The 21,891-nt window shown below is 64.5% G+C and carries 17 protein-coding genes; 4 read left to right on the top strand and 13 right to left on the bottom strand.

What is annotated here, in order from left to right; translation table 11 throughout:
- Positions 1 to 56: 56 nt before the first annotated feature.
- The 8 genes from CEY11_RS08090 to CEY11_RS08125 all read right to left on the bottom strand — a co-directional run bounded on the left by CEY11_RS08090 (position 57) and on the right by CEY11_RS08125 (position 8,299).
- Positions 57 to 1,043, bottom strand: a complete 987-nt coding sequence (locus CEY11_RS08090; protein WP_233154788.1) for a 3-hydroxyacyl-CoA dehydrogenase NAD-binding domain-containing protein — start codon at positions 1,041 to 1,043, stop codon at positions 57 to 59.
- Positions 1,040 to 1,780, bottom strand: coding sequence for an ABC transporter ATP-binding protein (locus tag CEY11_RS08095; RefSeq protein ID WP_088602878.1), 741 nt, complete (start codon positions 1,778 to 1,780; stop codon positions 1,040 to 1,042). Before CEY11_RS08095 ends, CEY11_RS08090 begins: the two co-directional genes overlap by 4 nt.
- A complete protein-coding gene (locus CEY11_RS08100; RefSeq protein ID WP_088602879.1) occupies positions 1,777 to 2,544 on the bottom strand; it encodes an ABC transporter ATP-binding protein in 768 nt (255 codons plus the stop codon). Before CEY11_RS08100 ends, CEY11_RS08095 begins: the two co-directional genes overlap by 4 nt.
- Positions 2,544 to 3,518 (bottom strand): branched-chain amino acid ABC transporter permease, encoded by a 975-nt coding sequence (locus CEY11_RS08105; protein ID WP_088602880.1) that lies wholly within the window; start codon positions 3,516 to 3,518, stop codon positions 2,544 to 2,546. Before CEY11_RS08105 ends, CEY11_RS08100 begins: the two co-directional genes overlap by 1 nt.
- 9 nt (positions 3,519 to 3,527) lie before the next feature.
- Positions 3,528 to 4,445 (bottom strand): branched-chain amino acid ABC transporter permease, encoded by a 918-nt coding sequence (locus CEY11_RS08110; protein ID WP_088602881.1) that lies wholly within the window; start codon positions 4,443 to 4,445, stop codon positions 3,528 to 3,530.
- A 72-nt stretch (positions 4,446 to 4,517) separates the two neighbouring features.
- A complete protein-coding gene (locus tag CEY11_RS08115) occupies positions 4,518 to 5,693 on the bottom strand; it encodes an ABC transporter substrate-binding protein (protein WP_088602882.1) in 1,176 nt (391 codons plus the stop codon).
- 33 nt (positions 5,694 to 5,726) lie between these two features.
- Complete coding sequence (locus CEY11_RS08120; RefSeq protein ID WP_088603216.1) at positions 5,727 to 7,181, bottom strand: 2-hydroxymuconic semialdehyde dehydrogenase; 1,455 nt, start codon at positions 7,179 to 7,181, stop codon at positions 5,727 to 5,729.
- Between the two features lie 254 nt (positions 7,182 to 7,435).
- Entirely contained in the window at positions 7,436 to 8,299 is an 864-nt protein-coding gene (locus CEY11_RS08125; RefSeq protein WP_088602883.1) for a VOC family protein, read from the bottom strand.
- Positions 8,300 to 8,519: 220 nt separating this feature from the next.
- Between CEY11_RS08125 and CEY11_RS08130 the strand changes: the two genes are divergently transcribed.
- Complete coding sequence (locus CEY11_RS08130) at positions 8,520 to 9,257, top strand: GntR family transcriptional regulator (protein ID WP_088602884.1); 738 nt, start codon at positions 8,520 to 8,522, stop codon at positions 9,255 to 9,257.
- A 166-nt stretch (positions 9,258 to 9,423) separates the two neighbouring features.
- On the opposite strand, the gene CEY11_RS08135 is transcribed toward CEY11_RS08130, so the two are convergent.
- From CEY11_RS08135 to CEY11_RS08145, 3 genes are read right to left on the bottom strand one after another with little or no spacing between them, the layout of a single operon-like run.
- Positions 9,424 to 10,314, bottom strand: a complete 891-nt coding sequence (locus tag CEY11_RS08135) for an amidohydrolase family protein (RefSeq protein WP_158215235.1) — start codon at positions 10,312 to 10,314, stop codon at positions 9,424 to 9,426.
- Positions 10,315 to 10,316: 2 nt separating this feature from the next.
- The gene (locus CEY11_RS08140) at positions 10,317 to 11,159 is read right to left on the bottom strand and encodes a class II aldolase/adducin family protein (RefSeq protein WP_088602886.1); all 843 of its coding nucleotides are present in this window, start codon (positions 11,157 to 11,159) and stop codon (positions 10,317 to 10,319) included.
- Between the two features lie 2 nt (positions 11,160 to 11,161).
- Positions 11,162 to 12,145 (bottom strand): Bug family tripartite tricarboxylate transporter substrate binding protein, encoded by a 984-nt coding sequence (locus tag CEY11_RS08145; RefSeq protein WP_143322733.1) that lies wholly within the window; start codon positions 12,143 to 12,145, stop codon positions 11,162 to 11,164.
- Positions 12,146 to 12,619: 474 nt separating this feature from the next.
- Between CEY11_RS08145 and CEY11_RS08150 the strand changes: the two genes are divergently transcribed.
- Positions 12,620 to 13,603, top strand: coding sequence for a LysR family transcriptional regulator (locus CEY11_RS08150; protein WP_088602888.1), 984 nt, complete (start codon positions 12,620 to 12,622; stop codon positions 13,601 to 13,603).
- Positions 13,604 to 13,616: 13 nt separating this feature from the next.
- Here the strand turns inward: CEY11_RS08150 and CEY11_RS08155 are convergent, their stop codons facing one another.
- Entirely contained in the window at positions 13,617 to 14,561 is a 945-nt protein-coding gene (locus CEY11_RS08155; RefSeq protein WP_088602889.1) for a glycosyltransferase family 2 protein, read from the bottom strand.
- Positions 14,562 to 14,990: 429 nt separating this feature from the next.
- On the bottom strand, positions 14,991 to 15,119 hold the full coding sequence (locus CEY11_RS25930) for a hypothetical protein (RefSeq protein WP_268248096.1): 129 nt from the start codon (positions 15,117 to 15,119) through the stop codon (positions 14,991 to 14,993).
- On the opposite strand from CEY11_RS25930, the gene CEY11_RS25935 reads away from it, so the two are divergent.
- Both CEY11_RS25935 and uvrA read left to right on the top strand, forming a co-directional pair.
- A complete protein-coding gene (locus CEY11_RS25935; protein WP_269845266.1) occupies positions 15,118 to 15,243 on the top strand; it encodes a hypothetical protein in 126 nt (41 codons plus the stop codon). The two genes, CEY11_RS25930 and CEY11_RS25935, sit on opposite strands and share 2 nt — an antisense overlap.
- Before the next feature lie 107 nt (positions 15,244 to 15,350).
- Positions 15,351 to 21,167 (top strand): excinuclease ABC subunit UvrA, encoded by a 5,817-nt coding sequence (gene uvrA / locus CEY11_RS08160; RefSeq protein WP_088602890.1) that lies wholly within the window; start codon positions 15,351 to 15,353, stop codon positions 21,165 to 21,167.
- Positions 21,168 to 21,891 lie beyond the last annotated feature (724 nt).

Raw genomic sequence — 21,891 nt, forward strand, 5'->3', positions numbered from 1 at the left:
GCCGGCGCGGCTGTCGAAAGACATTCCGCCGTACTTTAACGAGCAGGCCGCGCGCCTTAAATTTCCCCGCGCTTTTTTGCCGCCAGCATCGCCAGCACCGCGCGGTCACGCTCCTGAGCCAGTTCGGCGGGTTCGCGGCCGTGCGCGGCATCGGCCATGCCGTCCACCAGGGCCTTGCGCGTCGCCTCGTCCAGGGTGGGGCGGCCCAGGCTGGCCCACCACTGTTCGACGGGTTCGCCCAGCTTGTCGAGAAAGCCCGCCATGCCGGCCTCGCCGCCCGCCAAATGGAAGATGCGGTGCGGGCCGCACACGGCCCAGCGCGCCCCCAGGCCCTCGGTGACGCTGCGATCCACATCTTCGACCGTGGCGTAGCCCTCGGCCACCAGATGCACGGCTTCGCGCCACAAGGCGGCCTGCAGCCGGTTGACCAGGTGGCCGGTGATTTCACGGCGCAGGATGACGGTCTGCTTGCCCAGCTCCCGATAAAAGGCATCGGCCGCATGCAAGGCCCACGGCGCGGTCTGGCGCCCTCCGGAAATTTCCACCAGCGGCATCAGGTAAGGAGGGTTGCAGGGATGGGCGATCAGCAGGCGCTCGGGATGCCGCAAGCCTTCCTGCAGCGCCGAGGGCGGAATACCCGATGAGCTGGAGGCGATGACACATTGTTCGTCCAGACTGGCTTCGACCAAGGCATAGACATGGTGCTTGAGTTCGAGGCGCTCGGGCAGCGCTTCCTGTACATGCGCGGCGCCCGCCACGGCCGGCCCCGGCTCGACGTATAGCAGCGGCACCGTCGGGCGCGCTGCCAGCAGGCCTTGCGCCTGCAGCACCGGCCGGGCCCGCGCCATGACCGTATCGAGCTGATCCTGGGCCTGCGGCCCAGTGTCGAACACCCGTACTTCCAGGCCCTGCAAGGCAAAGAAGGCGGCCCAGCCCGCGCCTATGGTGCCCGCGCCGAGCACCGCCACCGGCCCCATGTCTGCATGCACTGGCGTGCCCTCCTGGCGCCGCACGGCGTTCTCCTCATGGGAAGACGTGTTCATACCCCCAGATACTCCTCGACCACCGCGGCGTCCTGCCGAAGCGACGGGCTGTCGCCGGCCCACACGACCCGGCCCTTTTCCATCACGTAGTGGCGATGCGCCAGATCCAGCAGCGGCCCCAGGTTCTTGTCGACCACGATCATGGACATGCCCGATTCGGCCAGCCGGCGCAGCACGCGCCAGATGTCCTCGCGCACCAGCGGCGCCAGGCCTTCGGTGGCTTCGTCCAGGATCAGCAGGCGCGGATTCGTCATCAGGGCGCGGCCGATGGCCAGCATCTGCTGCTCGCCGCCGGACAGCTGGTTGCCCATATTGCGGCGCCGCTCGCGCAGGCGCGGGAAAAATTCGTACACGCGCTCCAGGCCATAGGGCTCGGGAGCCCGGTGGCGGTTGGCGGCGGTGGCGAGCAGATTCTCTTCTACCGTGAGTGTCGGAAACACCTGCCTGCCTTCGGGCACCAGGCCGATGCCGCTGCGAGCCACCATGTGCGAGGGCCGGCCGCGGATCGACTGTCCGTCCAGCCGGATGTCGCCGCCCTGGGCGCGCAACATGCCCATGACGCACTTCAGGCAAGTGGATTTGCCCATGCCGTTGCGGCCCAGCAGCGTCACCGCCTCGCCCCGGCCCACCGAGAAATCGACCCCGTGCAGCACCCGGCTGCGGCCATAGCTGGCGCTCAGGCCTTCGACTTCCAGCAGGCGCGGCGCAACGGTGTCGTTCGAGAGTTGCGCGCTCATGCCGCCCTCCGCGCCAGCGCGTCGTCGTCGCCGAGGTAGGCTTTGCGTACGGCAGGGTCGGCGCGCACCTGGGCGGGGGCGCCGCTGCAGATGGCCTTGCCGTAGACCAGCACCGAGACCTGGTCGGCCAGGGCGAAGACGGCCTGCATATCGTGCTCGACCAGCAGGATCGTGTATTGCCGCTTGAGCCTGCCCAGCAAGTCGACCAGGACTGCGGACTCCGCCTGGCTCATGCCGGCCAGGGGCTCGTCCAGCAGCAGCAGGCGCGGCGACATGGCCAGCACCATGGCCAGCTCGAGCTGGCGATGCTCGCCGTGAGCCAGCGTCATGACATCTTCCCGCGCGCGGTCGGCCAGCCCGACGCTGTCCAGGGCGCGCAGGGCCGGCTCGACGATCTCGCGCTGGCGCAGCACGGGCTGCCACGGCCGGAACGAGTGGCCGAGCCGGGCCTGCACCATCAGCATCACGTTCTCCTGCACGCTGAAGCCTTCGACCAGCTGCACGATTTGATAAGAACGGGCAATGCCGGCCAGGGCGCGGCGCGGGATGCTCCAGCGGGTAATGGCCTGGCCGTCGAAATTGATTTCGCCCGAGTCGGGCCGGATCTCGCCGGCAAGCTGTCCCATGATGGTGGTCTTGCCCGCGCCGTTGGGGCCTATCAGCGCGTGCAGTTCGCCGCTGCGCACCGTCAGATCCAGCCCGTCGGTGGCGGTCAGGCCGCCGTAGCGCTTGACCAGATTGCGCACGACCAGCAGTTCGTTCATCAGTCGTCCTCCCGGCCCGCGGCCGCCGGATGCGCCAGCGCGCCCCAGATGCCGCGGCTCGCATACAGGGCCGCCAGCAGGATCAGCAGCCCCAGAATGGCCATCCAGTGCTGCGTCATTCCCGACAAAGCCTCTTCCAGCGCCAGCAGCAGGAAGGCCCCGGTCAAAGGCCCCATGACCGTACCCATGCCGCCGATGACGACCATGAGCAGCAGCTCGCCCGACGACTGCCACGATAGATAAGAAGGCGCGGCGAAGGTGGTGAGATTGGCCAGCAGCACCCCGGCGACGGCGCACATCAGCGCAGAAACCACGAACGCGGCAAGCTGGTAGCGCAGGCGCGGAAAGCCGGCCGTGAGCATGCGCCGCTCGTTGGCCTGGAAGCCCCGCAGCACGTAGCCGTAGCGGCTGTGCGCAATGCGCCAGACCAGGTACATGCACAGGGCCAGCACCAGCAGCGCCAGGTAGTACAGGCTCACCTTGCCGTCCAGCGAGGGCCAGGGGCCGAGCATGCTGGTCTGGTAGATGGGCAGGCCGTCGTCGCCGCCATACTGCTTGAGGCTGACGGCCAGGAAATAGAACATCTGCCCGAAGGCGAGCGTGATCATGATGAAGCCGATGGCGCGCGTGCGCAGCGACACCAGCCCGACGGGCACCGCGACCAGGCCGGCCAGCAGCAGCGCGATCAGTAGCTGCAGCCAGCCATTGTCCATGCCGTGGAAGGACGCGATGCCCACCACGTAGGCGCCCAGTCCGACGAACAGGGCATGGCCCAGGCTGACCATGCCGCCATAGCCCAGCACCAGGTTCAGCCCTGTAGCCGCAATGGCGTAGATGAGGATGCGCGTGGCCAGCGACAGATAAAAGCCCAGGCCCAAAGAAGTGGTGAGCCAGGGCAGGCACAGCAGGCAGGCGCCGATGATCAGCGCCAGGATGACGCGCCGCGAACGCCACTGCAGGGTTTCGGGAAACATGCGGGGCCCTCAGCGCTTGACCGGAAACAGGCCGTCGGGCTTGATCGCCAGCATGACCGCCATGAATAGATAAATGAGCATGGACGCCAGCGCGGGGCCGGCCGCATCCGCCACATTGCGCTGGAATATGCCGCCCAACATCTGCGACATATAGGCCCGCCCCATGGTGTCCACCATGCCCACCAGCAAGGCGGCGTAAAGGGCTCCGCGTATCGAGCCGATGCCGCCTATGACGATCACCACCAGCGCCAGGATCAGGACGCTGTCGCCCATGCCCGACTGCACCGAGACGATGGGCCCGACCAGCCAGCCGGCCAGTGCCGCCAGGCCCGCGCCCACGCAGAACAGCAGCGTGTTCACCAGCCGCGCATTGACGCCCAGCGCCGCCACGATTTCGGCGTGAGTGGAGCTGGCCCGCACCAGCATACCGACGCGCGTGCGGTGTATGAGCAGATAAATGACCAGGGCCACCAGCAGGCCCGCCACGATGATCAGCAGCCGATAGCTGGAATAGCTCAGCCCGCCAAAGGCCAGCGAGCCGTCAGCCCACGATGGCAGCGAGGTGAACACCGGCTGCGAGCCCCAAACCATGCGCGCCGCCTCGTTGAAGAACAGCAGCAGCCCGAAAGTGCCCAGCACCTGCACCAGATGATTCTTGTCGTACAGCTTGCGCAGCGCCAGGCGCTCGGTAAGCAGCGCGGCCAGCATGCCGCCGCCGATCCCGATCACGCCGGCCAGCAGGAAGGAATGCACATAGCGCAGCGCGGTGGCGGCAAAATAGGCGCCCAGCATATAGAACGACCCGTGGCTCAGGTTGACGAAATTCATGATGCCGAACACTAGGGTCAAGCCGGCCGCCAGCAGGAACAACAGCATGCCCAGCTGCACGCCGTTGAGCATCTGCATGAAGAACAGACTCCAGTCCATGGGCATCGTCTGCAGGGTGCGAAGGTGCGGGCCGGCGGCGCGGCCGCAAGGCCCGCCGCCGGCCTGTGCCGCCTACGACCGCTTGCACTCCTTGTAGTAGGCGTCCTTGCTGTCCTTCAGCACCTTGGCCTCGGTTTTCAGCGTCGCATTGCCCTGCGCATCTTTCACCACCTTGAACACATAGAAGTCCTGGATGGGGAACTGGTTGGTATTGAAGCGGAAGTGGCCGCGCACCGACTTGAAGTCCGCCGCGTCTATGGCCTTGCGCAGCGCCTGCAGATTGCCGGTGTCGCCCTTGACCTTGGCCAGGGCCGAGCCGATCAGCATGGCGGCGTCATACGACTGCGCCGCGTACTCCGACGGAATGCGGTGGTATTTGGCCTCGAAATCCGCGACGAAGCGGTGATTGACCGGATTGTCCAGATCCGGCCCCCAGGCCGAGGCGGACATGACGCCCAGCGCCGTGTCTTTCAGGGCCGGCAGGGTGGTGCCGTCCGCGGTCGAGACACTGAGCAGCGGCACTTTGCCGATCAGGCCAGCCTGCTTGTAGGCGCGCACGAAGCTCACGCCCAGTCCGCCCGGATAGAACACATACACGGCATCGGGCTTCTCGGCGGTGATGCGCGAGATCTCGGCCGAGAAGTCGAGCTGATTGAGCGGGGTGTAGATCTCGTCGGCCAGCTTGGTCTTGTAGGTGCGCTTGAAGCCGTTGATGAAGTCCTTGCCGGCCTGGTAGTTGGGCGCCATGGCGATGACGCGCTGGTACTTCTGGTTGGTGGCGTACTGGCCCATGGCCTCGGCGAACTGGTCGTTCTGCTTGGACACCACGAACACATTGGGCAGGCAGTGGCTGCCGGCCAGCGGCGCCGGGCCGGCGCCCGCGCCCACCACCACGATGTTCGCCTTGTCGAGCTTGCGGGCAACGGCCATCATGATGTTGGAAAAAGAAATGCCGGTGACGATGGGCACTTCTTTCTTGTCGATCAGCTCTTCGACGATCTGGTTGGCCACCTGCGGCTTGAGCTGGCTGTCGCGCGGCAGCAGCTGCACGGGAATCCCGCCCAGCTTGCCGCCGCCCTGCTCCAGCGCCAGCTTGAAGGCATCCAGCTTGTCCTGGCCCAGCGCCGCCTGCGGGCCCGACAGCGGCGCCAGCAGGGCGATCTTCACCGGCCCGGCCGCATCGGCTTGCGCCGCGCAGCCCACGGCCAGCGCCAGGCCCGCGGCCCATATCCATTTATTCGTCTTCATGCTTGTTCTCCTCGCAAATATCTGATCTATAGTTCAAAGCCTGACGCAGACGTTGCGCAGCTCGGTGTAGAACTCCAGCGAATGCACACCCCCCTCGCGCCCTATTCCCGACTGCCGTGCGCCGCCAAAAGAAGTGCGCAGGTCGCGCAGGAACCAGGAATTGATCCAGCACAGGCCTACGTCCAGCGCCTCGCCCAGCCTGTGGGCCACGCCCAGGTCGCGCGTCCAGGCCGTAGCCGCCAGCCCGTAGCGGGTGTCGTTGGCCATATCGATGGCCTCTTGCTCGGTATCGAAGGGCTGCACGTGGCAGCACGGGCCGAAGATTTCCTCGCGCACGATCGCCGAGCTTTCGGGCAGGCCCGTCCAGATGGTGGGCTGGATCCAGGCCCCGTCCCGCAAGGCCCCGGGCATGTCCGGAATGCCGCCGCCGGTTACCACCGTGGCGCCTTCGTCGCGCGCGCGCTGGTAATACGACAAGACCTTTTCCCGATGCTTGAGCGACACCAGCGGCCCGAAGTCGACCGCGCGATCGAACGGGTCGCCCAGCCTGTAGGCCTCGGCGCGCACCTTGAGCGCGGCCACGAAGCGTTCGAAGATGGGCCGCTGCACATATACGCGCTCGGTGCCCAGGCACACCTGCCCGGTGTTCTCGAAGGTGGAGCGGGCGATGCCGGCCACCGCCTTGTCGAAGTCCGCGTCCGCGAACACGATGCCGGGGTTCTTGCCTCCGAGCTCCAGCGACACCGGGCGCAGGCCCTTGGCCGCGGCCGCCATGATGGCCTCGCCGGTACCCGTCTCGCCGGTGAAGGTGATGCCGTCGACGCCGGGGTGCGTGGAAAGATACTCGCCCGCCGAATCGGGGCCGTAGCCATGCACTACATTGTAGACACCTGGCGGCACGCCGACCTCGTTCATGATCTCGCCCAGCAGCGTCGCCGTGGCCGGCGTGTCTTCCGAGGGCTTGACCACCACGGTGTTGCCGCAGGCCAGCGCCGGCCCCACCTTCCAGGTCATCAGCAGCAGCGGCAGATTCCACGGGCATATCACACCGATGACGCCGCGCGGCGCGCGCACCGCATAGTTCAGGGCCCGCCCGCCGTCGGGCGTGTCCATGCCGAAAGACTCGTTGGGCACATTGCGTATCAGGTCGGCGAACACGCGGAAATTGGCCGCGCCGCGCGGAATGTCGAGGTGGCTGGCGAGCCCGTAGGGCTTGCCGGTGTCGCGCATCTCGGCATCCAGGAAATCGTCGAAACGGCGGTTGATACCGTCGACCAGGGCATGCAGCAGATCGACCCGCTGCTGCGTCTTCAGCTTGCCCCAGGGCCCGCGCAAGGCCGCGCGCGCCGCGGCGACCGCCGCGTCCACCTCGGGCCGGCCGGCTTCGTGCACGGGGCCTATCAGGCTGTTATCCGCCGGGTTGCGATTCTCGAAGGTTCGATCCGTGGCAACCCATTGCCCGTCGATGAAATTCTTGAATTCCGTCATCCGCTTGCCAGTCATCTGCGTTCCATCTTCTCGCTGAAAATCATTGCTCATCCTGCGCCGGGCGGCCACATCGCGGATCGCCGGCATGCCAGTGACCCTAGTCCGGCCATGCCTCGCCGGCCGCGCCTAGCCAGCCGCGCCTAGCCGGCCGCGCCTGTCTGGCTGTATCTGGCCGGCCGTACCTGGCCGCTCGCACCTCGCCGGCCGCACCTCGCCGGCCGCAGCCTTCGGCATAGACTGGCCGCCGGCGCGGCTCAAGTCTTGAATTCCGGGATATCGGGCTTGGAGCCCCACATGCAGAACGACGAAAGCGCCACCGGGAACGAGCGCGGCCGGTAGGTCTTCTCGTCCTCGGCGGTAATGCGGCGCACCCCGGTGGAATATTCGTAGATCATGCCGTCGGGGCCTTCGAAATACAGGAAGATCGCGCCCGAGGTCGGATGGCGCCCGGGCCCGAAGCGGATGGGTATGCCGAGTTCGCGCAGCATGTAGTAGGCGCGCATGACGTCATCGACACTTTCCACCTGGTGATTGATGTGCTGCACCCCCGGAAAAGCGGAAGGAAACAGCGCCAGCTTGTGATGGATTTCGTCGATGCGCAGCAGCGGCGCCTGGCCGATGCGGTCGCTGACCTTGGCGCTGAGCAGCTGTGTCCAGAAGGCTTCATCGCGGCGCGGATCCAGCGTACGCAGGCCGATATGGCTGAAACCGGTGATGCCCGCGTCGCGCGAGGGAAAGTAGCGGCGCCCGCTATGGTGCGGATCGAGCACCAGCTCGATGCGATTGCCCGAAGGGTCGGTGAAGACGACGAGGTCGCGCACATAGCGCTGCTCGATCTCGTCGGCCGTACCGCGCCTGGCCGTATAGCCGCCACCGGTAAGGCTGGCCAGGGCATGATCCAGTTCTTCGGGCGTATCGACATCGAAGGCGACACTGTGATCGCGCGGATCGCCTTCGAAGTAGCACAAAGTGTGGTCGCGATTGTCGGAGCGCAGGTATACGGCCTTGCCTTCCTTGCGCGCGATCTCGAGCCCGAGTACCTGCGTGGCATAGCGCACGGCATCTTGCAGATTTGCCGTACCCAGCCTGACGTAGCGGATGTCGTGCAGATGTATCAACCCTGTCTCCTTGCGCTGCTTGCCACGGCGGCGCAACAGCGCAGCCTGCTTCTTGTTTTTTCTTAGGTTAATTTCAATAATCTAGCAAGTCAATTAAAATTCTCGATATTTTTATATTTTTCCGATATACCTAGCCTGCAGCGATGGATACGAGTAATCTACCGGCATCGCCCCGCGGGCTTACGAGGCCCAACCTCCGGCAAGAAAAACAGCAATCGACATGGCCTCCACACCCGACCTCCGCCCTGCCGCATCCTCCATCGCGGCGCCGCCGGCCACAGCGCCGGCCTCGTCGCGCACCTTGGTCGGCTCAGCCTACCTGGGCCTGCGCCGCGACATCATCAACGGGCAACTGGCGCCAGGTGAGAAATTGCGGGTGGAACATCTGAAAACGGTGTACGGGGTGGGTGCCGGCACGCTGCGCGAGGCGCTGACCCTACTGGTGTCGGACGCCCTCGTGGTCGCCGAAGGACAGCGCGGCTTCTACGTCAAGCCCATGTCCATGGCCGACTTCTACGACATCACGCAGATGCGCATCCTGCTGGAATGCCAGGCACTGCGACAGGCGATCGAATGCGGCGACGACGCCTGGGAAGGCAATGTGGTGGCGGCTTTCCACAGGCTCAGCCGCGCCGAGGCGCGGCTCGACGACGCCAACGGCACGGGCTTCGAAGAATGGGAAGAACGCAACCGCGACTTCCACAGCACCCTGATCAGCGCCTGCAAGTCGGCCTGGCTGCACCGCTTCCTGGACATTCTTTACCGGCAGGCGGAACGCTACCGGCGGCTGTCCATCGAACGCAAGCCCATTCCACGCGACGTCCACGCCGAACACCAGTCCATACTCGACGCCACCCTGGCCCACGACGCCGACCGGGCCTGTGCGCTGCTGACCGCGCACATCCGCACCACCTACGACGCGATCCAGACACTGCCCCCGTCGCTGCTCGGTGGGTAGCTTTACTGTGCAGCGCAGTTAGCTCGCTAGAGCATGGAATCGATGGCCCCGCAGGCCGCGCTCTGACGCCGCCAAAGAGCAGGTCGCGGGCACGTCGAACGTGACCGCCAGAGCTCAAGCCGCTGCCTGTGCGCAAACGCGAGATTAGGCTTCTGACACAGTAAGGCTAGTCGAATTGGTAAAGCCGCGCGGGGTTCTCCACCAGCACTTTATGAAGCAGCGTCTCATCTTGCACCCATTCGGCCAAGGCATCCGCCAAGTCTGCATCATTATCTACCCGCCCTACGTTGGGATGAGGCCAATCCGTACCGAATACGCAACGATCCGCAGCCACGCCCATCAGGGCCTGGGCCAATGGAGCCACGTCGGCGAAGGGTGGCAGCAGATGGGACACTCGATACCCGCCGCTGAGCTTGAACCACACATGATCATGGTGCGCAAGCTCCAGGAGAGCCTGGAACTCAGGTGAATGAATGCCCTTCTCGGCACGAACATGGCCGAAATGGTCAATCACGCACGGAACCGGCAAGCGTAAAATTTCATCGGCCGCAGCAGAATTGGCGGTAATGTTTATAAAGAACTGAAGATGCCAGCCGAGCCGCTCGATACGATGCGCCAATTCCCGCGCATGCTCCATGCGCAAGCCCGGAGTATGAGAGGCCGCGTTGATACGGATGCCGCGCACGCCGGCGGCGTGCAACTCCAGAAGCTCCGCATCAGACACCTTCGGATCCACGACCACCACGCCTCGGAAATCAAACTTGCCAGCAGCCATTGCATCGAGCAAACAACGGTTGTCCGTGCCGTATACGCTAGGTTGTACCAACACCGCGCGCATGCATCCTATTGATCGCAACATGGAAATGTAGGCATCTACAGGCAGGTACTCGGCAATATACGCGGCATGTCCGGCGTAAGGATATTCATCTTGGCTGCCAAACACGTGCGCGTGGCAATCACATGCGCCCACAGGAAATTTGACTTTCGGCTTGCGTAGAGATCGATCCGGCCCAAGAATGGTGGCGGGGCGACGGGAATGCACGCTGGAATCGCCCACGGTCATTCCCTGAACGATGGGTCAACGCGGTCAAGCATGCGCAACAGAGCTGGCCACTCCAAGCGGCCGGGCTTGCGGCGGAAAGAAGGCTGGAGCTTGGGATGGAAGATCTCATATGTCTTCTGCACGACGTCATCCGGCGGCAAGCTGAGCTTTTGGCCACAAGACATTGCCGCGATCTGCATCTGGCAGGCGCGCTCCAGGCGGAACATGGTATTGAACGCCTCCAATATTGTGTTCCCCACGGTCAGCAGCCCATGGTTGCGTAAAATCATCGCCTCATGCTCTCCAAGATCTTCCACCAGCCGCGCCTGCTCATCCATATTCAGCACTACACCCTCATAAGAGTGATAGGCGATCTTGGCGAACCTCATGGCAGTCTGCGAAATCGGCACCAGGCCGCACTCCAGCGCCGAAACAGCCATGCCGGCAATCGTGTGTGAATGGATGACGCACTCCACTTCTGGCAAGGCGCGGTGAATCGCGCTGTGTATCACAAAGCCCGCTTTGTTGAAGTCCAGATCAGTAGGGTTGTAGTGCACGTTTCCCTCTAAATCGATCTCCAACAGGCTCGACGCAGTGACTTCGTCATACAACAGGCCATATGGATTGATCAGGAAACGGTCGTGCGTGCCCGGTACCCGCGCCGAAATATGATTGGCGATCATCTCTGTCATACCGAAGTGACTCATCAGCCGATAGCAGGCCGCGAGATTGACTCGAGTCTCCCACTCGCCAGGAGAGACCCGTTCGCGCGCACTTTCGATTGCGAGGTTTGGGCTGGTGGGAGCCTGCACAGAAGAAGTCGCGGAACCAGTAGACGCAGAGAAAGATGAATTGATCATGATCATTTCTTTAACAAATCGGGATGGGACTCGAAGAAATCGTGCCATTGCTTGATATCGTCGTCGTAGAAGCTCTGAAATTTCTGAACTCCGGAGACAAACGGGTTTGCACCATATTTCGCATACTGCTTGACCACCGCGGGCTCTCTAAGCGCGTGGGCCACCGCAAGATTGATTTTTTTCTTAGCTTCTTCCGGCATGCCGCTAGGAGCGAGCAAGCCGTACCAGACTTTTGGATAAAAATTCGGCAGGCCCACCTCAGCCAACGTCGGCACATCGGGAAACTCGGGATCACGCTGGGGCGTGGCAACCGCCAACACCTTGAGCAAACCGGACTGAATGTAGCCCCGCACCGTCGTCATGCTTAAAAACATGAATGTGACGCGCCCCGCCAATAGGTCATTGGTGGCGGGGGCAGTACCCTTGTAAGGAACGTGGGTCAGTTTCGTATCGGTCAACACGCCAAACCTCGCCCCTGCCACATGAGGGCCATTGCCGACCCCCGAAGAGGCGTACGTCACAGAGCCCGGTGACTTCTTCGCCATTTCGATGAGGTCGTGCACTGAATTTACCGGCAGCTTCTGATTGACGACCAGATAGTACGGGGTGATGCATAGGGGCGCGACCGCCGTAAAGTCTCGCTTTGCGTCGAAAGGCACGCCCGGTATGAAGTGAGGGGTAAGAACCGTAGGCGAGCCTCCAGCCAGCAAGGTGTACCCATCGCCTGGAGAGCGCGCCACATAGGCAGCGGCGATCGAACCCCCTGCCCCCGGCTTGTTTTCTATGATGATATTTTGCTTCAGCTCCTGCGTCATGATGGGCGCGATGGCGCGCACGAATAAATCGGTAGGCCCACCAGGCTCGAAGGGAATGAGAATGCGTATGGGCTTATTGGGGTAGCTGCTATTTGAACGAGCGGGCGACGTCGCAACCAAAGCTATCGCGGCGAACAACATAGCCATGCCGAAAATTTTCCGTTGAATCACAACCGTGCCTCCTTCAGCTCTTTATCATTGATGTGGAATGACATTATGAAGCGGCCGACAAGAGGCTGGAATTGCAAATTAAGCTTTGCTGTGATAATGATTGGGCATCACCATTTTTGCTTCGTGGATTACCCGCCGCACCCCAGCCCAAAGAGCCACAGGGTGTATTTATTTTCCAGGAAATAGCACCGTAAACATGCACGAAGACGGGCAATCGGAAGGGGTTGATTCGAAATTGGCCAATTATTTATTTTTTCAAACCAAGCGGATAAATTCCGGAGTGCTGCTCTATTTATGTGACACACAACCCGATTTTCAAACGAGCAGCAATTTCAATACTGCATAAAGACGGCCATACAGGCCGGCCAGGGCATCGGGAACAGGTCTCAAAAATTATTGGCAGCTATTGCCGAAATTTCTATATATTCGCACTGGTTTTCTCATCCGACGCTATAGCTTGAAAAAAGGGGAGCCATGCGGGCGCGACTGACGTTTCAAGAGCTCGAAAAGTTTATCGACGTCGCCTACACGTTGAACTTTCGCGCCTCGGCGGCACGCTGCTGTATCTCGCAGCCGGCGCTGAGCCGCGCGATCGCCTCAATCGAGGCAAAACTTGGCGCACGCCTATTCGACCGCAACACACACGGAGTCAGTCTCACGACCGCCGGCAAGCAATTACTGCCCATCGCCCGCCGCATCGTATTCGAACTCAATGACTCCCTTAGCGAATTGTCCGAATTCGTAGCTGGCCACCGGGGACACATACTGCTGGCCAGCATTCCTTCAGCCGCAGCGGCGATACTACCGAAGCTGATGCAAACCTTCCTAGAAAGCCATCCCGGAGTGTCCATGGGATTACAAGCCGTCAGCGCAGCCGAAGTGTCGGCGAGCGTGGCGGACGGCACGGCGGACATTGGCATTTGCGCCATAGCGCCGGACGAGGCCTACCCTCTGGACGGATTCGACTTCACGCCAATCATTGACGACGAGCTGCTATTGATTTGCTCGGAGGACGATCCGCTCGCACGTAATGACTCGGCATCATGGAAGGCATTCACCACCCGCCCATACATCATGAACGGGCCTGCCAGCAGTCTCCGGCCGTTGGTGAAACACGCCTTCGAGCATACGGGCATAACCGTACGGGCGCGTTACGAATCCATGAATTTGCCGGTGACGGCCCGCATGGTGGCGGCGGGTTTGGGAATCGCAGTGCTGTCTTCACTATCGCGCAGCGTCGTCAATCCCGATGGTCTTGCCTTCGTGCCTCTGCGCGACCCGCCAGTCAGTCGCCGCATCGGCGTCCTGACCCGGAAGGGGCGCTCTCTGTCGGCGCCCGCCAATCAATTTTTGTCGCACCTGATAGAAAACGGCGCCGACGCAGGGCAGCTTGCCGCAGATTTATGTGCCGTGCCGCAGCGACGCCAACGGCGTCAAACACGCAGCAGCAGTCACTGAGCGGCGAGCCGCCTCAGCCGCCGCCGGCCTCGCCGCGGTGCCGGTCGCGCTGGTACAGCAGCACGCCCAGCGGCCACATGAGCGCCACCAACAGATGCGCCCATACGCCGCGCAGCGCCCAGCCCCGCGGACGGCGCTGGCCGGCATGCCGCAAGTGCAGGCCGAAGCGCGTGTAGCGCGCGGCTGCCTTGAAGAATTCCGCCGGCCGGTAACGGAACCAGGGCAGGCATTCGACCACGGTATCGCGTGCCAGCAGCAGCAGGCCCAGGGCGTGCCGCGAGCCGTCGCGGCCCTGCGCCGACACCGAATCGGCGCTGTCGTAATAAGTGCGGAACACCTGGTTGACATAGCGGCTCAGATAGCCCGCCCGGGCGATGCGGCGCCACACCAGGCTTTCGGGCACGAAGCCGGGAATGTCCTCGGGAAAGGGAAAGCGGCGCAGCACGTCGGTGCGCATGCAGCCGAATTTCTCGCCGCCCACGTGGTAGCGGAAGCTCATGTCCAGAACCGTCGCGTCGACGACATCGCTGGGATAAAGGTCGCCGACGATGCTGCCGTCGGGGCGGGCGCACAGGCCGGTGACCGCCGCATAGCTGTCGCGCTCTTTCTCGGGAATGCCGGCCCAGACCCTGGCCATGGCCTGCAGCGCTTTGGCATCGAGCCGGTCGTCGCTGTCGATCTGCACCACGAGTTCGCCAGCCGCCTCGCGCACGCCGTGGTTGAAGGCGGTCTTCTTGTGGCCGTTGGGCTGCCAGACATAGCGTATGGGAAAGGGGGAATGGCCCTGCCAGGACTCGACCAGTTCGCGCGTGGAGTCAGTGGAGCCGTCATCGACGATCAGCCACTCGAAATCGCGCAGGGCCTGCGCGCACAAAGAGTTGTAGACCCGCCCGAGCACATCGGCGCGATTGTAGGTGGGGGTCAAAACGGTGAAGAGATAACGCCGGATACCGGACATGCTTCTTCCCTGTTTCTGAACCGGATCGGCAGCCCGCGAGCCGCGGGCTCGTCCGCAGGAACCAGCCGGCCCGGCGCGCTGCCGGGCGGCTCATCCGGACATGGCCGTTCGGCCGCGTCCGGATTTAGAAAGATGATAGGTGAAAAACGGCACCCCGCTCATGACAATTTGTCGCCCGAGGAAACCGTCGGTGCCATGCCGCGGCACCGCCGCACTTGCCAAAGGCGCGCGGCCCGGAAGTGCCCTATAATGCTTTTACTGTATATAAAAACAGCACTCGCTTGCGGGTGCTGTTTGGGGCCGGAAGGCGCCATGCATGATCGCGCGGCGCCCCAGGCAACGTCGGGCCGATGCCAAGCCGATACAGGCAATTGTCCAGCCTGGCATCCGGCCGGCAAAGGCCTGCGGCCGGGATTACACCCGCCGGAATTACACCCGCTTTACTTTTTCCAGCATCTTGAACACACCCTTCGGCGCACGCACGAACAGGCGCTTGAACGCCTTGCCCAGGCAACGGCGCTCGAGGGTATTGCGGCGATTGCGTTTGATTTCTGCCATGATGATCTCCGGTCTCGGCTCGGGCGGCCCGGCCGGACAAGCCCAGCCCCATGAAAAATCGAAAATCGACGATCAACAATCAATCGACTATCGCTATCATGCAGCCACCCGGCCCGAGCCCTAATCCGCCAAAATGAATTAAGTCAACCTGCAATTCTAACCCGAAACCGCCCAACCCTGCACAGCACAGCGCCTTCTGCCGCCCATCGCCACCAGGGCTACCATATCGCCATGAGCTCACAAATCCGCATTACCGGCGCACGCCAGAACAACCTCAAGAACCTGGACGTATCCATCAATACCGGCGAACTGCTGGTGCTGACCGGGGTATCCGGCTCGGGCAAAAGCTCGCTAGCCTTCGACACGCTGTATGCGGAAGGCCAGCGGCGCTACGTCGAAACCTTCTCTCCCTACGCCCGCCAGTTCCTCGACCGCATGGACAAGCCGCAGGTCGAACGCATCGAGGGCATACTGCCGGCCATCGCCATCGACCAGGTCAACCCGGTGCGCAACTCGCGCAGCACCGTGGGCACCATGACCGAACTCAACGACCACCTGAAGCTGCTCTATGCGCGCATGAGCCGCCTGTACTGCCGCGGCTGCGGCGCCGAGGTGCGGCGCGACAACGCCGACTCGATCCAGCGCCAGCTGGCGCTGCGCACCGATCTGCACCAGGCGCGCATGAGCATCACCTTCCCAGTCGTGATACCGGCCAACTTCACCGAAGACGAAGTGCGCGGCTTTCTCGAGCAGCAGGGCTATACGCGCATCCACCACGAAGAAAGCATCACCCGGCCGGTGGCCGGCACGGTGCGTAAAAAAGGCGGCAAGGCGGCGCAAAAACCCAAGGGCCGCAGCGCGGCCGGCTCGGGTGAAACCGAGACGCTGCGGGTGCTGCACGTAACGCAAGACCGCTTCCGCTACGCCGGTGCCGAGCCGGCGCGCATCATGGAGGCGCTCGACGCCGCGCTGCGCCAGGGCGACGGCCACCTGGCCGTGCATGCTGCCAACGAACAGGGCGAAGAACTCGCGGTACTGCGCTTCAGCAAGCAGTTGCATTGCGCCCATTGCAATATCGAATATTCGCCCACGCTGCCCAGTACCTTCTCGTTCAATTCGCCGCTGGGCGCCTGCGAGTCGTGCCGCGGCTTCGGGCGCGTGATGGGCATCGACTACGGCCTGGTGGTGCCCGACGAAAAGAAAACCCTGCGCGAAGGCGCCATCAAGCCCTGGCAGACTACCAGCTACAAAGAATGCCAGACCGAGCTGGAACGCTATGCGCCGGCCGCCGGGGTGCGCCTGGGGGTGCCCTGGAAAGACCTCAGCGAACAGGAAAAGCACTGGGTCATCCACGGCACGCCCGACTGGAAGGGCGGCCCGCAGGCCTGGAAGACCCAGTGGTACGGCGCGCAGCGCTTCTTCGACTGGCTGGAATCGCGCGCCTACAAGATGCACGTGCGGGTGCTGCTGTCCAAGTACCGCAGCTACACGCCCTGCCCGGCCTGCGGCGGCTCGCGGCTCAAGCCCGACGCCACGCTGTGGCGCCTGGGTGCAGACGCCGAGCCGGTCGACGACCATTACCCGCGCTTCATGCCGGTGCACGCGGCCTGGTCGCGGGCGCAGCTCGACGCCCTGCCCGGCCTGGGCCTGCACGACCTGATGCGCCTGCCCATCGAGCAGGTGCAGCAGTATTTTTCCCGCATCCGCTTCGAATCGTCGGCGCTGGACGCCGCGCTCGAGCTGCTGCTCGACGAGGTACGCACGCGCCTGAAGTTCCTCTGCGACGTGGGCCTGGGCTATCTGTCGCTGGATCGCCAGAGCCGCACCTTGTCGGGCGGCGAGGTGCAGCGCATCAACCTCACCACGGCGCTCGGCACTTCGCTGGTCAATACCCTGTTCGTGCTGGACGAGCCGTCCATAGGCCTGCATCCGCGCGACATGCATCGCGTGGTCGAAGTCATGCACCGCCTGCGCGCCAACGGCAACACGCTGGTGGTGGTGGAACACGACCCGCAGGTCATGATCGCGGCCGACCGCATCATGGACATCGGGCCCGGCCCGGGCGAGCGCGGCGGGCGCATCGTGTTCGACGGCACACCCGAACAATTGCGCAGCGCCGACACGCTTACCGGCAATTACCTGGGCGGGCGCCTGCGCGTCGAGGCGCCGCGGCCGCTGGCGGTGGCGCCCGGCACGCCGCGCCTGGTGCTGGACGGCGTGTGCGCCAACAACTTGAAGCAGGTAACCCTGTCGATACCGCTGGGCCGCCTGGTCTGTGTCACCGGCGTGTCGGGCTCGGGCAAGTCGACGCTGATCCAGGACGTGCTGTACCCCGCCATCCTCAAGCACATGGGCCGGCCCACCGAGCCGCCGGGCGAATACCAGCACCTGCTGGGCGTGGAACAGATCGCCGACGTGGTGATGGTCGACCAGACCCCTATAGGCAAGACGGCGCGCTCCAACCCCGCCAGCTACGTCGGCGCCTTCGACGCCATCCGCAAGATCTTCTCCAACGCGCCGCTGGCGCGCGAGCGCGGCTACACGCCGGGCACCTTCAGCTTCAATAGCGGCGACGGCCGCTGCCCCACCTGCGGCGGCACCGGCTTCGAGCACGTGGAAATGCAGTTCCTGTCCGACGTGTACCTGCGCTGCCCCGATTGCGACGGCAAGCGCTACCGCCCCGAAATCCTGGAAGTGCGGGCCGAGCACCTGGGACGCAGCGCCTCCATCGACGAGGTGCTGGAAATGACGGTGCACGAGGCGGCGGAATTCTTCAGCGGCCTGCGCGACGTGCAGGCCGGCCTGGCGCCGCTGGCCGACGTGGGGCTGGAATACGTGCGCCTGGGCCAACCCGTGCCCACGCTGTCGGGCGGCGAGGCGCAGCGCCTGAAGCTGGCCGGCCACCTTGCCGCGGCGGCGCGCAGCGGCATTTCATCGGCCAAACTGGCCAAGAAGGGCAGCCTGTTCCTGTTCGACGAACCCACCACCGGCCTGCACTTCGACGACGTGGCGCGGCTGATGCGCGCCTTCCGCAAGCTGCTGGCGGCCGGCCACACGCTGCTCATCATCGAGCACAACCTGGACGTGGTGCGCGCCGCCGACTGGATCGTCGACCTGGGCCCCGAGGGCGGCGACGCCGGCGGCCAGGTCGTGGCGCAAGGCACGCCCGCCGACCTCATGGCCAGCGCCGGCTCGCATACCGGCAAGGCGCTGCGCGACTACACCAGCGCCATCGTCTACGAAGAAGCCTCGCAGCGCGCCCGCGCGCTGGCCGAACCGCGGCCCGAATATGCCGCCGACCGCGGCACGCCGCTGCAAAGCGTGGTCGGGCGCCAGCGCCGCCACAGCATCGATATCGTCAATGCGCGCGAACACAATCTGAAAGGCGTGAACGTGTCGATCCCGCGCGATACGTTCACGGTGGTCACGGGCGTGTCGGGTTCGGGCAAGTCGACCCTGGCCTTCGACATTCTGTTCAACGAAGGGCAGCGGCGCTACCTGGAATCGCTCAATGCCTATGCCCGGGCCATCGTGCAGCCGGCCGGCAAGCCGGACGTCGACGCCATCTACGGCATTCCGCCGACTGTCGCCATCGAACAGCGCACCAGCCGCGGCGGCCGCAAATCCACCGTCGCCACCATGACGGAAATCCACCATTTCCTGCGCCTGCTGTACGTGAAGCTGGGCACGCAGATGTGCCCCACCTGCCACGTGCCGGTAGAACCGCAGAAACCCGAGCAGATCGTGGCGCAGCTGCTGCGCGAACACAAGGGCGAGCACGTCGGCATCCTGGCGCCGCTGGTCACGGCGCGCAAGGGCTATTACACCGACCTGGCCAAGTGGGCGGCGGCCCGCGGCCATTCGCACCTGCGGGTCGACGGCGAGTTCATCCCGGTGGCGCCCTGGCCGCGGCTCGACCGCTACAAAGAACACACGATCGAACTGCCGGTGGCCGACCTGGTGCTGGACGCGGCCGACGAGGCTACGCTGCGCAAGGCAGTGCACGAGGCGCTGGAACACGGCCACGGCAGCCTGGTGGCGCTGGTGGGCCTGAGCCACGGCGCAGCCCCGCTGGCGCAGCGCCGCGCCACGGCCCCCGACGGCGCGGCGCAGGCGCTGCACTTTTCGGTCAAGCGCGCCTGCCCCAGTTGCGGCACCAGCTACCCCGAGCCCGATCCGCGCATGTTCTCGTACAACTCCAAGCACGGCTGGTGCCCGGCCTGCTTCGGCACGGGCCTGCAGCTCAAGGGCTTCGACGCCGAGCAGACCGGCGAGGAAACCGCCTGGAACGACTGGTATGAGGGCGAGGCCGAGCCCTGCAAGGTGTGCAATGGCGAGCGCCTGAATGCGCTGGCGCGCGCCTTCCGCTGGCGCGACCACTCGATCGCCGAGCTGGCGGCGCTACCGGTGTCGGACGCGCAAACTTTCTTCACCGGCCTGGTCAGCCGTGGCCGCGAGGCGGAGATCGCCCGCGACATCCTCACGGAAATCCGCGGCCGCCTCGATTTCATGCAAGAGGTCGGCCTGGGCTATCTGGCGCTGGATCGCGCCGCGCCCACGCTTTCGGGCGGCGAGGCGCAGCGCATCCGCCTGGCGGCGCAGCTGGGCTCGAACCTGCAGGGTGTGTGCTATGTGCTGGACGAACCGACCATAGGGCTGCATGCGCGCGACAACCGGATATTGCTCGACGCGCTGGGCAAGCTGGAAGGCCACGGCAATACGCTGGTGGTGGTAGAGCACGACGACGACACGATACGGCGCGCCTCGCACATCATCGACATCGGCCCCGGCGCCGGGGTGCGCGGCGGGCGCGTGGTGGCGCAAGGCAGCGCCAGCGACCTGATCGCCAGCCCGGAATCGGTCACGGGCCGCTATCTGGCGCGGCCGCTGCACCATCCGCTGCAGCCGCGGCGCAAGGTCGGCCGCGACACGCCGATGGTCGAGGTGCGCGGCGCGCATCTGCACAATCTGCACAATGTGCGGGCGGCCATTCCGGTGGGCCGGCTCAGCGTCATTACCGGCGTGTCGGGCTCGGGCAAGTCGACGCTGGCGCGCGAGGTGCTGCTGGACAACCTGGCCCACGCGGTGTCGCAAGGCAAGGCGCCGGCGGCCTGGTATGGCTGCACCGGCATCGAGGGCTGGGAACGCATCGACCGGGTGCTGGAGGTCGACCAGACGCCCATAGGCAAGACGCCGCGCTCATGTCCGGCAACGTATATAGGCTTCTGGGACGATGTGCGCCGGCTGTTCGCCGATGCACGCGAGTCGCGCATACGCGGCTGGGGGCCGACGCGCTTCTCGTTCAATACGGGCGAGGGCCGCTGCCCGATCTGCGAGGGCCAGGGGATGCGCACGCTGGAAATGAGTTTCCTGCCGGATGTGAAGGTGCCTTGCGATGCCTGCGGCGGCGAGCGCTTCAACCGCGACACGCTCAGTGTGATGCTGCGCGACAAGAGCGCGGGCGAGGTGCTGAAGATGGAGGTCGACGAGGCCATCGGCTATTTTGCGGCGCATCCGAAGATAGCGCGGGCGCTGCAGCTGATGCAGGATGTGGGGCTGGGCTATTTGACGCTGGGCCAGCCTTCGCCGACGCTGTCGGGCGGCGAGGCGCAGCGCATCAAGCTGGTGACGGAGCTGGTGAAGGCGCGGCTGACTGACGGGCTGATCAAGACGGGCCGGGCGTCGCGTATTCCGCACACGCTGTATGTGCTGGATGAGCCGACGGTGGGGCTGTCGATGGCGGATGTGGAGAAGCTGATCCATGTGCTGCATCGGCTGGTGGATGCGGGCAATACGGTGGTGGTGATCGAGCACAATCTGGATGTGATCGCGGAGGCGGACTGGGTGCTGGATCTAGGGCCGGAAGGCGGCCGCGGCGGCGGCCGGGTGGTGGCCGCGGGGACGCCGGAAGAGCTGATGGCACGGCGTGATGTGTCGCACACAGGGGCGGCGCTGGAGCCGTTCATGAAGGCGGCTGAGGGTGGTGTGGAGACCGAGGCGGAGATTTCGGCGTCAGCGTCGGCTGCGGCTGCGGCTGCGGGACAGTAGCGGCGGGTTGTGCTTTGAACCTGCGTTGAGGGTTGGTCGTTTGGTGGTTGGATCTTGAACCCGCGCCGGCGGTCGGCCCTTGGTGGTCGGATCTTGAACCCGCGCCGGCGGTTGGTCGCTTGGTGGTTGGATCTTGAACCCGCGCCGGCGGTCGGCCCTTGGTGGTCGGATTTTGAACCCGCGCCGGCGGCGGGGCCAGGTGGGCGGCTAAGTTCGCCCGGCCCCGGCTACGCCGGGGCTGCCCTTGCCTCCGGACGTTTTGGGGCGGTCGGCAAACTCCCGCGGCGGTCAGCCCCCCAGGCTGACCGCAAACGTCGCGGTCAAACAGTGCCTCCCTCGCATCCCCAAAACGCCCGAAGGCCGCGGCGGGCTCTCAAATCGCCGCCCACCTGGCCCCGCCGCCGACGCTGGACGTTGTGGAGTTTTGGGACAGCTTCGCGGTGTTGTTGGTGTTTTGTAGATTTTGTAGATACACCATTGGGGCTTGTTGGAGCTTGTGAATCTTGTCGTTGGGGCTTGCGAGCCTTGTTGGCCTTCCTTTCCGTCGAGTTCATACGCGTCCTCTTAAAAGGCGAAATTTCAGGGGAAGCTCAGCCTGTACGGACTTTGTGGGCCTCATCGGATATTTTGGGGCCGCGCCGAATTGCGGTCTGCCTTGACGGTCGCGCTTAGGGCCTGTTCACACTAAAAGGGGAGTCGCATGGCCACAAAAAAGCCTGTCCAT

This window comes from Candidimonas nitroreducens (assembly GCF_002209565.1).
In the GTDB taxonomy this organism is placed as follows: domain Bacteria; phylum Pseudomonadota; class Gammaproteobacteria; order Burkholderiales; family Burkholderiaceae_B; genus Candidimonas; species Candidimonas nitroreducens.

Bases quoted from the DNA above. Each gene is read 5' to 3' on its own strand.
- CEY11_RS08090 (WP_233154788.1), bottom strand. From the start codon at position 1,043: ATGAACACGTCTTCCCATGAGGAGAACGCCGTGCGGCGCCAGGAGGGC.
- CEY11_RS25935 (WP_269845266.1), top strand. From the start codon at position 15,118: ATGATGATCTCCGGTCTCGGCTCGGGCGGCCCGGCCGGACAAGCCCAG.
- CEY11_RS08155 (WP_088602889.1), bottom strand. From the start codon at position 14,561: ATGTCCGGTATCCGGCGTTATCTCTTCACCGTTTTGACCCCCACCTAC.
- CEY11_RS08140 (WP_088602886.1), bottom strand. From the start codon at position 11,159: ATGATCAATTCATCTTTCTCTGCGTCTACTGGTTCCGCGACTTCTTCT.
- uvrA (WP_088602890.1), top strand. From the start codon at position 15,351: ATGAGCTCACAAATCCGCATTACCGGCGCACGCCAGAACAACCTCAAG.
- CEY11_RS08110 (WP_088602881.1), bottom strand. From the start codon at position 4,445: ATGGACTGGAGTCTGTTCTTCATGCAGATGCTCAACGGCGTGCAGCTG.
- CEY11_RS08100 (WP_088602879.1), bottom strand. From the start codon at position 2,544: ATGAACGAACTGCTGGTCGTGCGCAATCTGGTCAAGCGCTACGGCGGC.
- CEY11_RS08095 (WP_088602878.1), bottom strand. From the start codon at position 1,780: ATGAGCGCGCAACTCTCGAACGACACCGTTGCGCCGCGCCTGCTGGAA.
- CEY11_RS08150 (WP_088602888.1), top strand. From the start codon at position 12,620: ATGCGGGCGCGACTGACGTTTCAAGAGCTCGAAAAGTTTATCGACGTC.
- CEY11_RS08105 (WP_088602880.1), bottom strand. From the start codon at position 3,518: ATGTTTCCCGAAACCCTGCAGTGGCGTTCGCGGCGCGTCATCCTGGCG.
- CEY11_RS08120 (WP_088603216.1), bottom strand. From the start codon at position 7,181: ATGACGGAATTCAAGAATTTCATCGACGGGCAATGGGTTGCCACGGAT.
- CEY11_RS08115 (WP_088602882.1), bottom strand. From the start codon at position 5,693: ATGAAGACGAATAAATGGATATGGGCCGCGGGCCTGGCGCTGGCCGTG.
- CEY11_RS08130 (WP_088602884.1), top strand. From the start codon at position 8,520: ATGGCCTCCACACCCGACCTCCGCCCTGCCGCATCCTCCATCGCGGCG.
- CEY11_RS25930 (WP_268248096.1), bottom strand. From the start codon at position 15,119: ATGGCAGAAATCAAACGCAATCGCCGCAATACCCTCGAGCGCCGTTGC.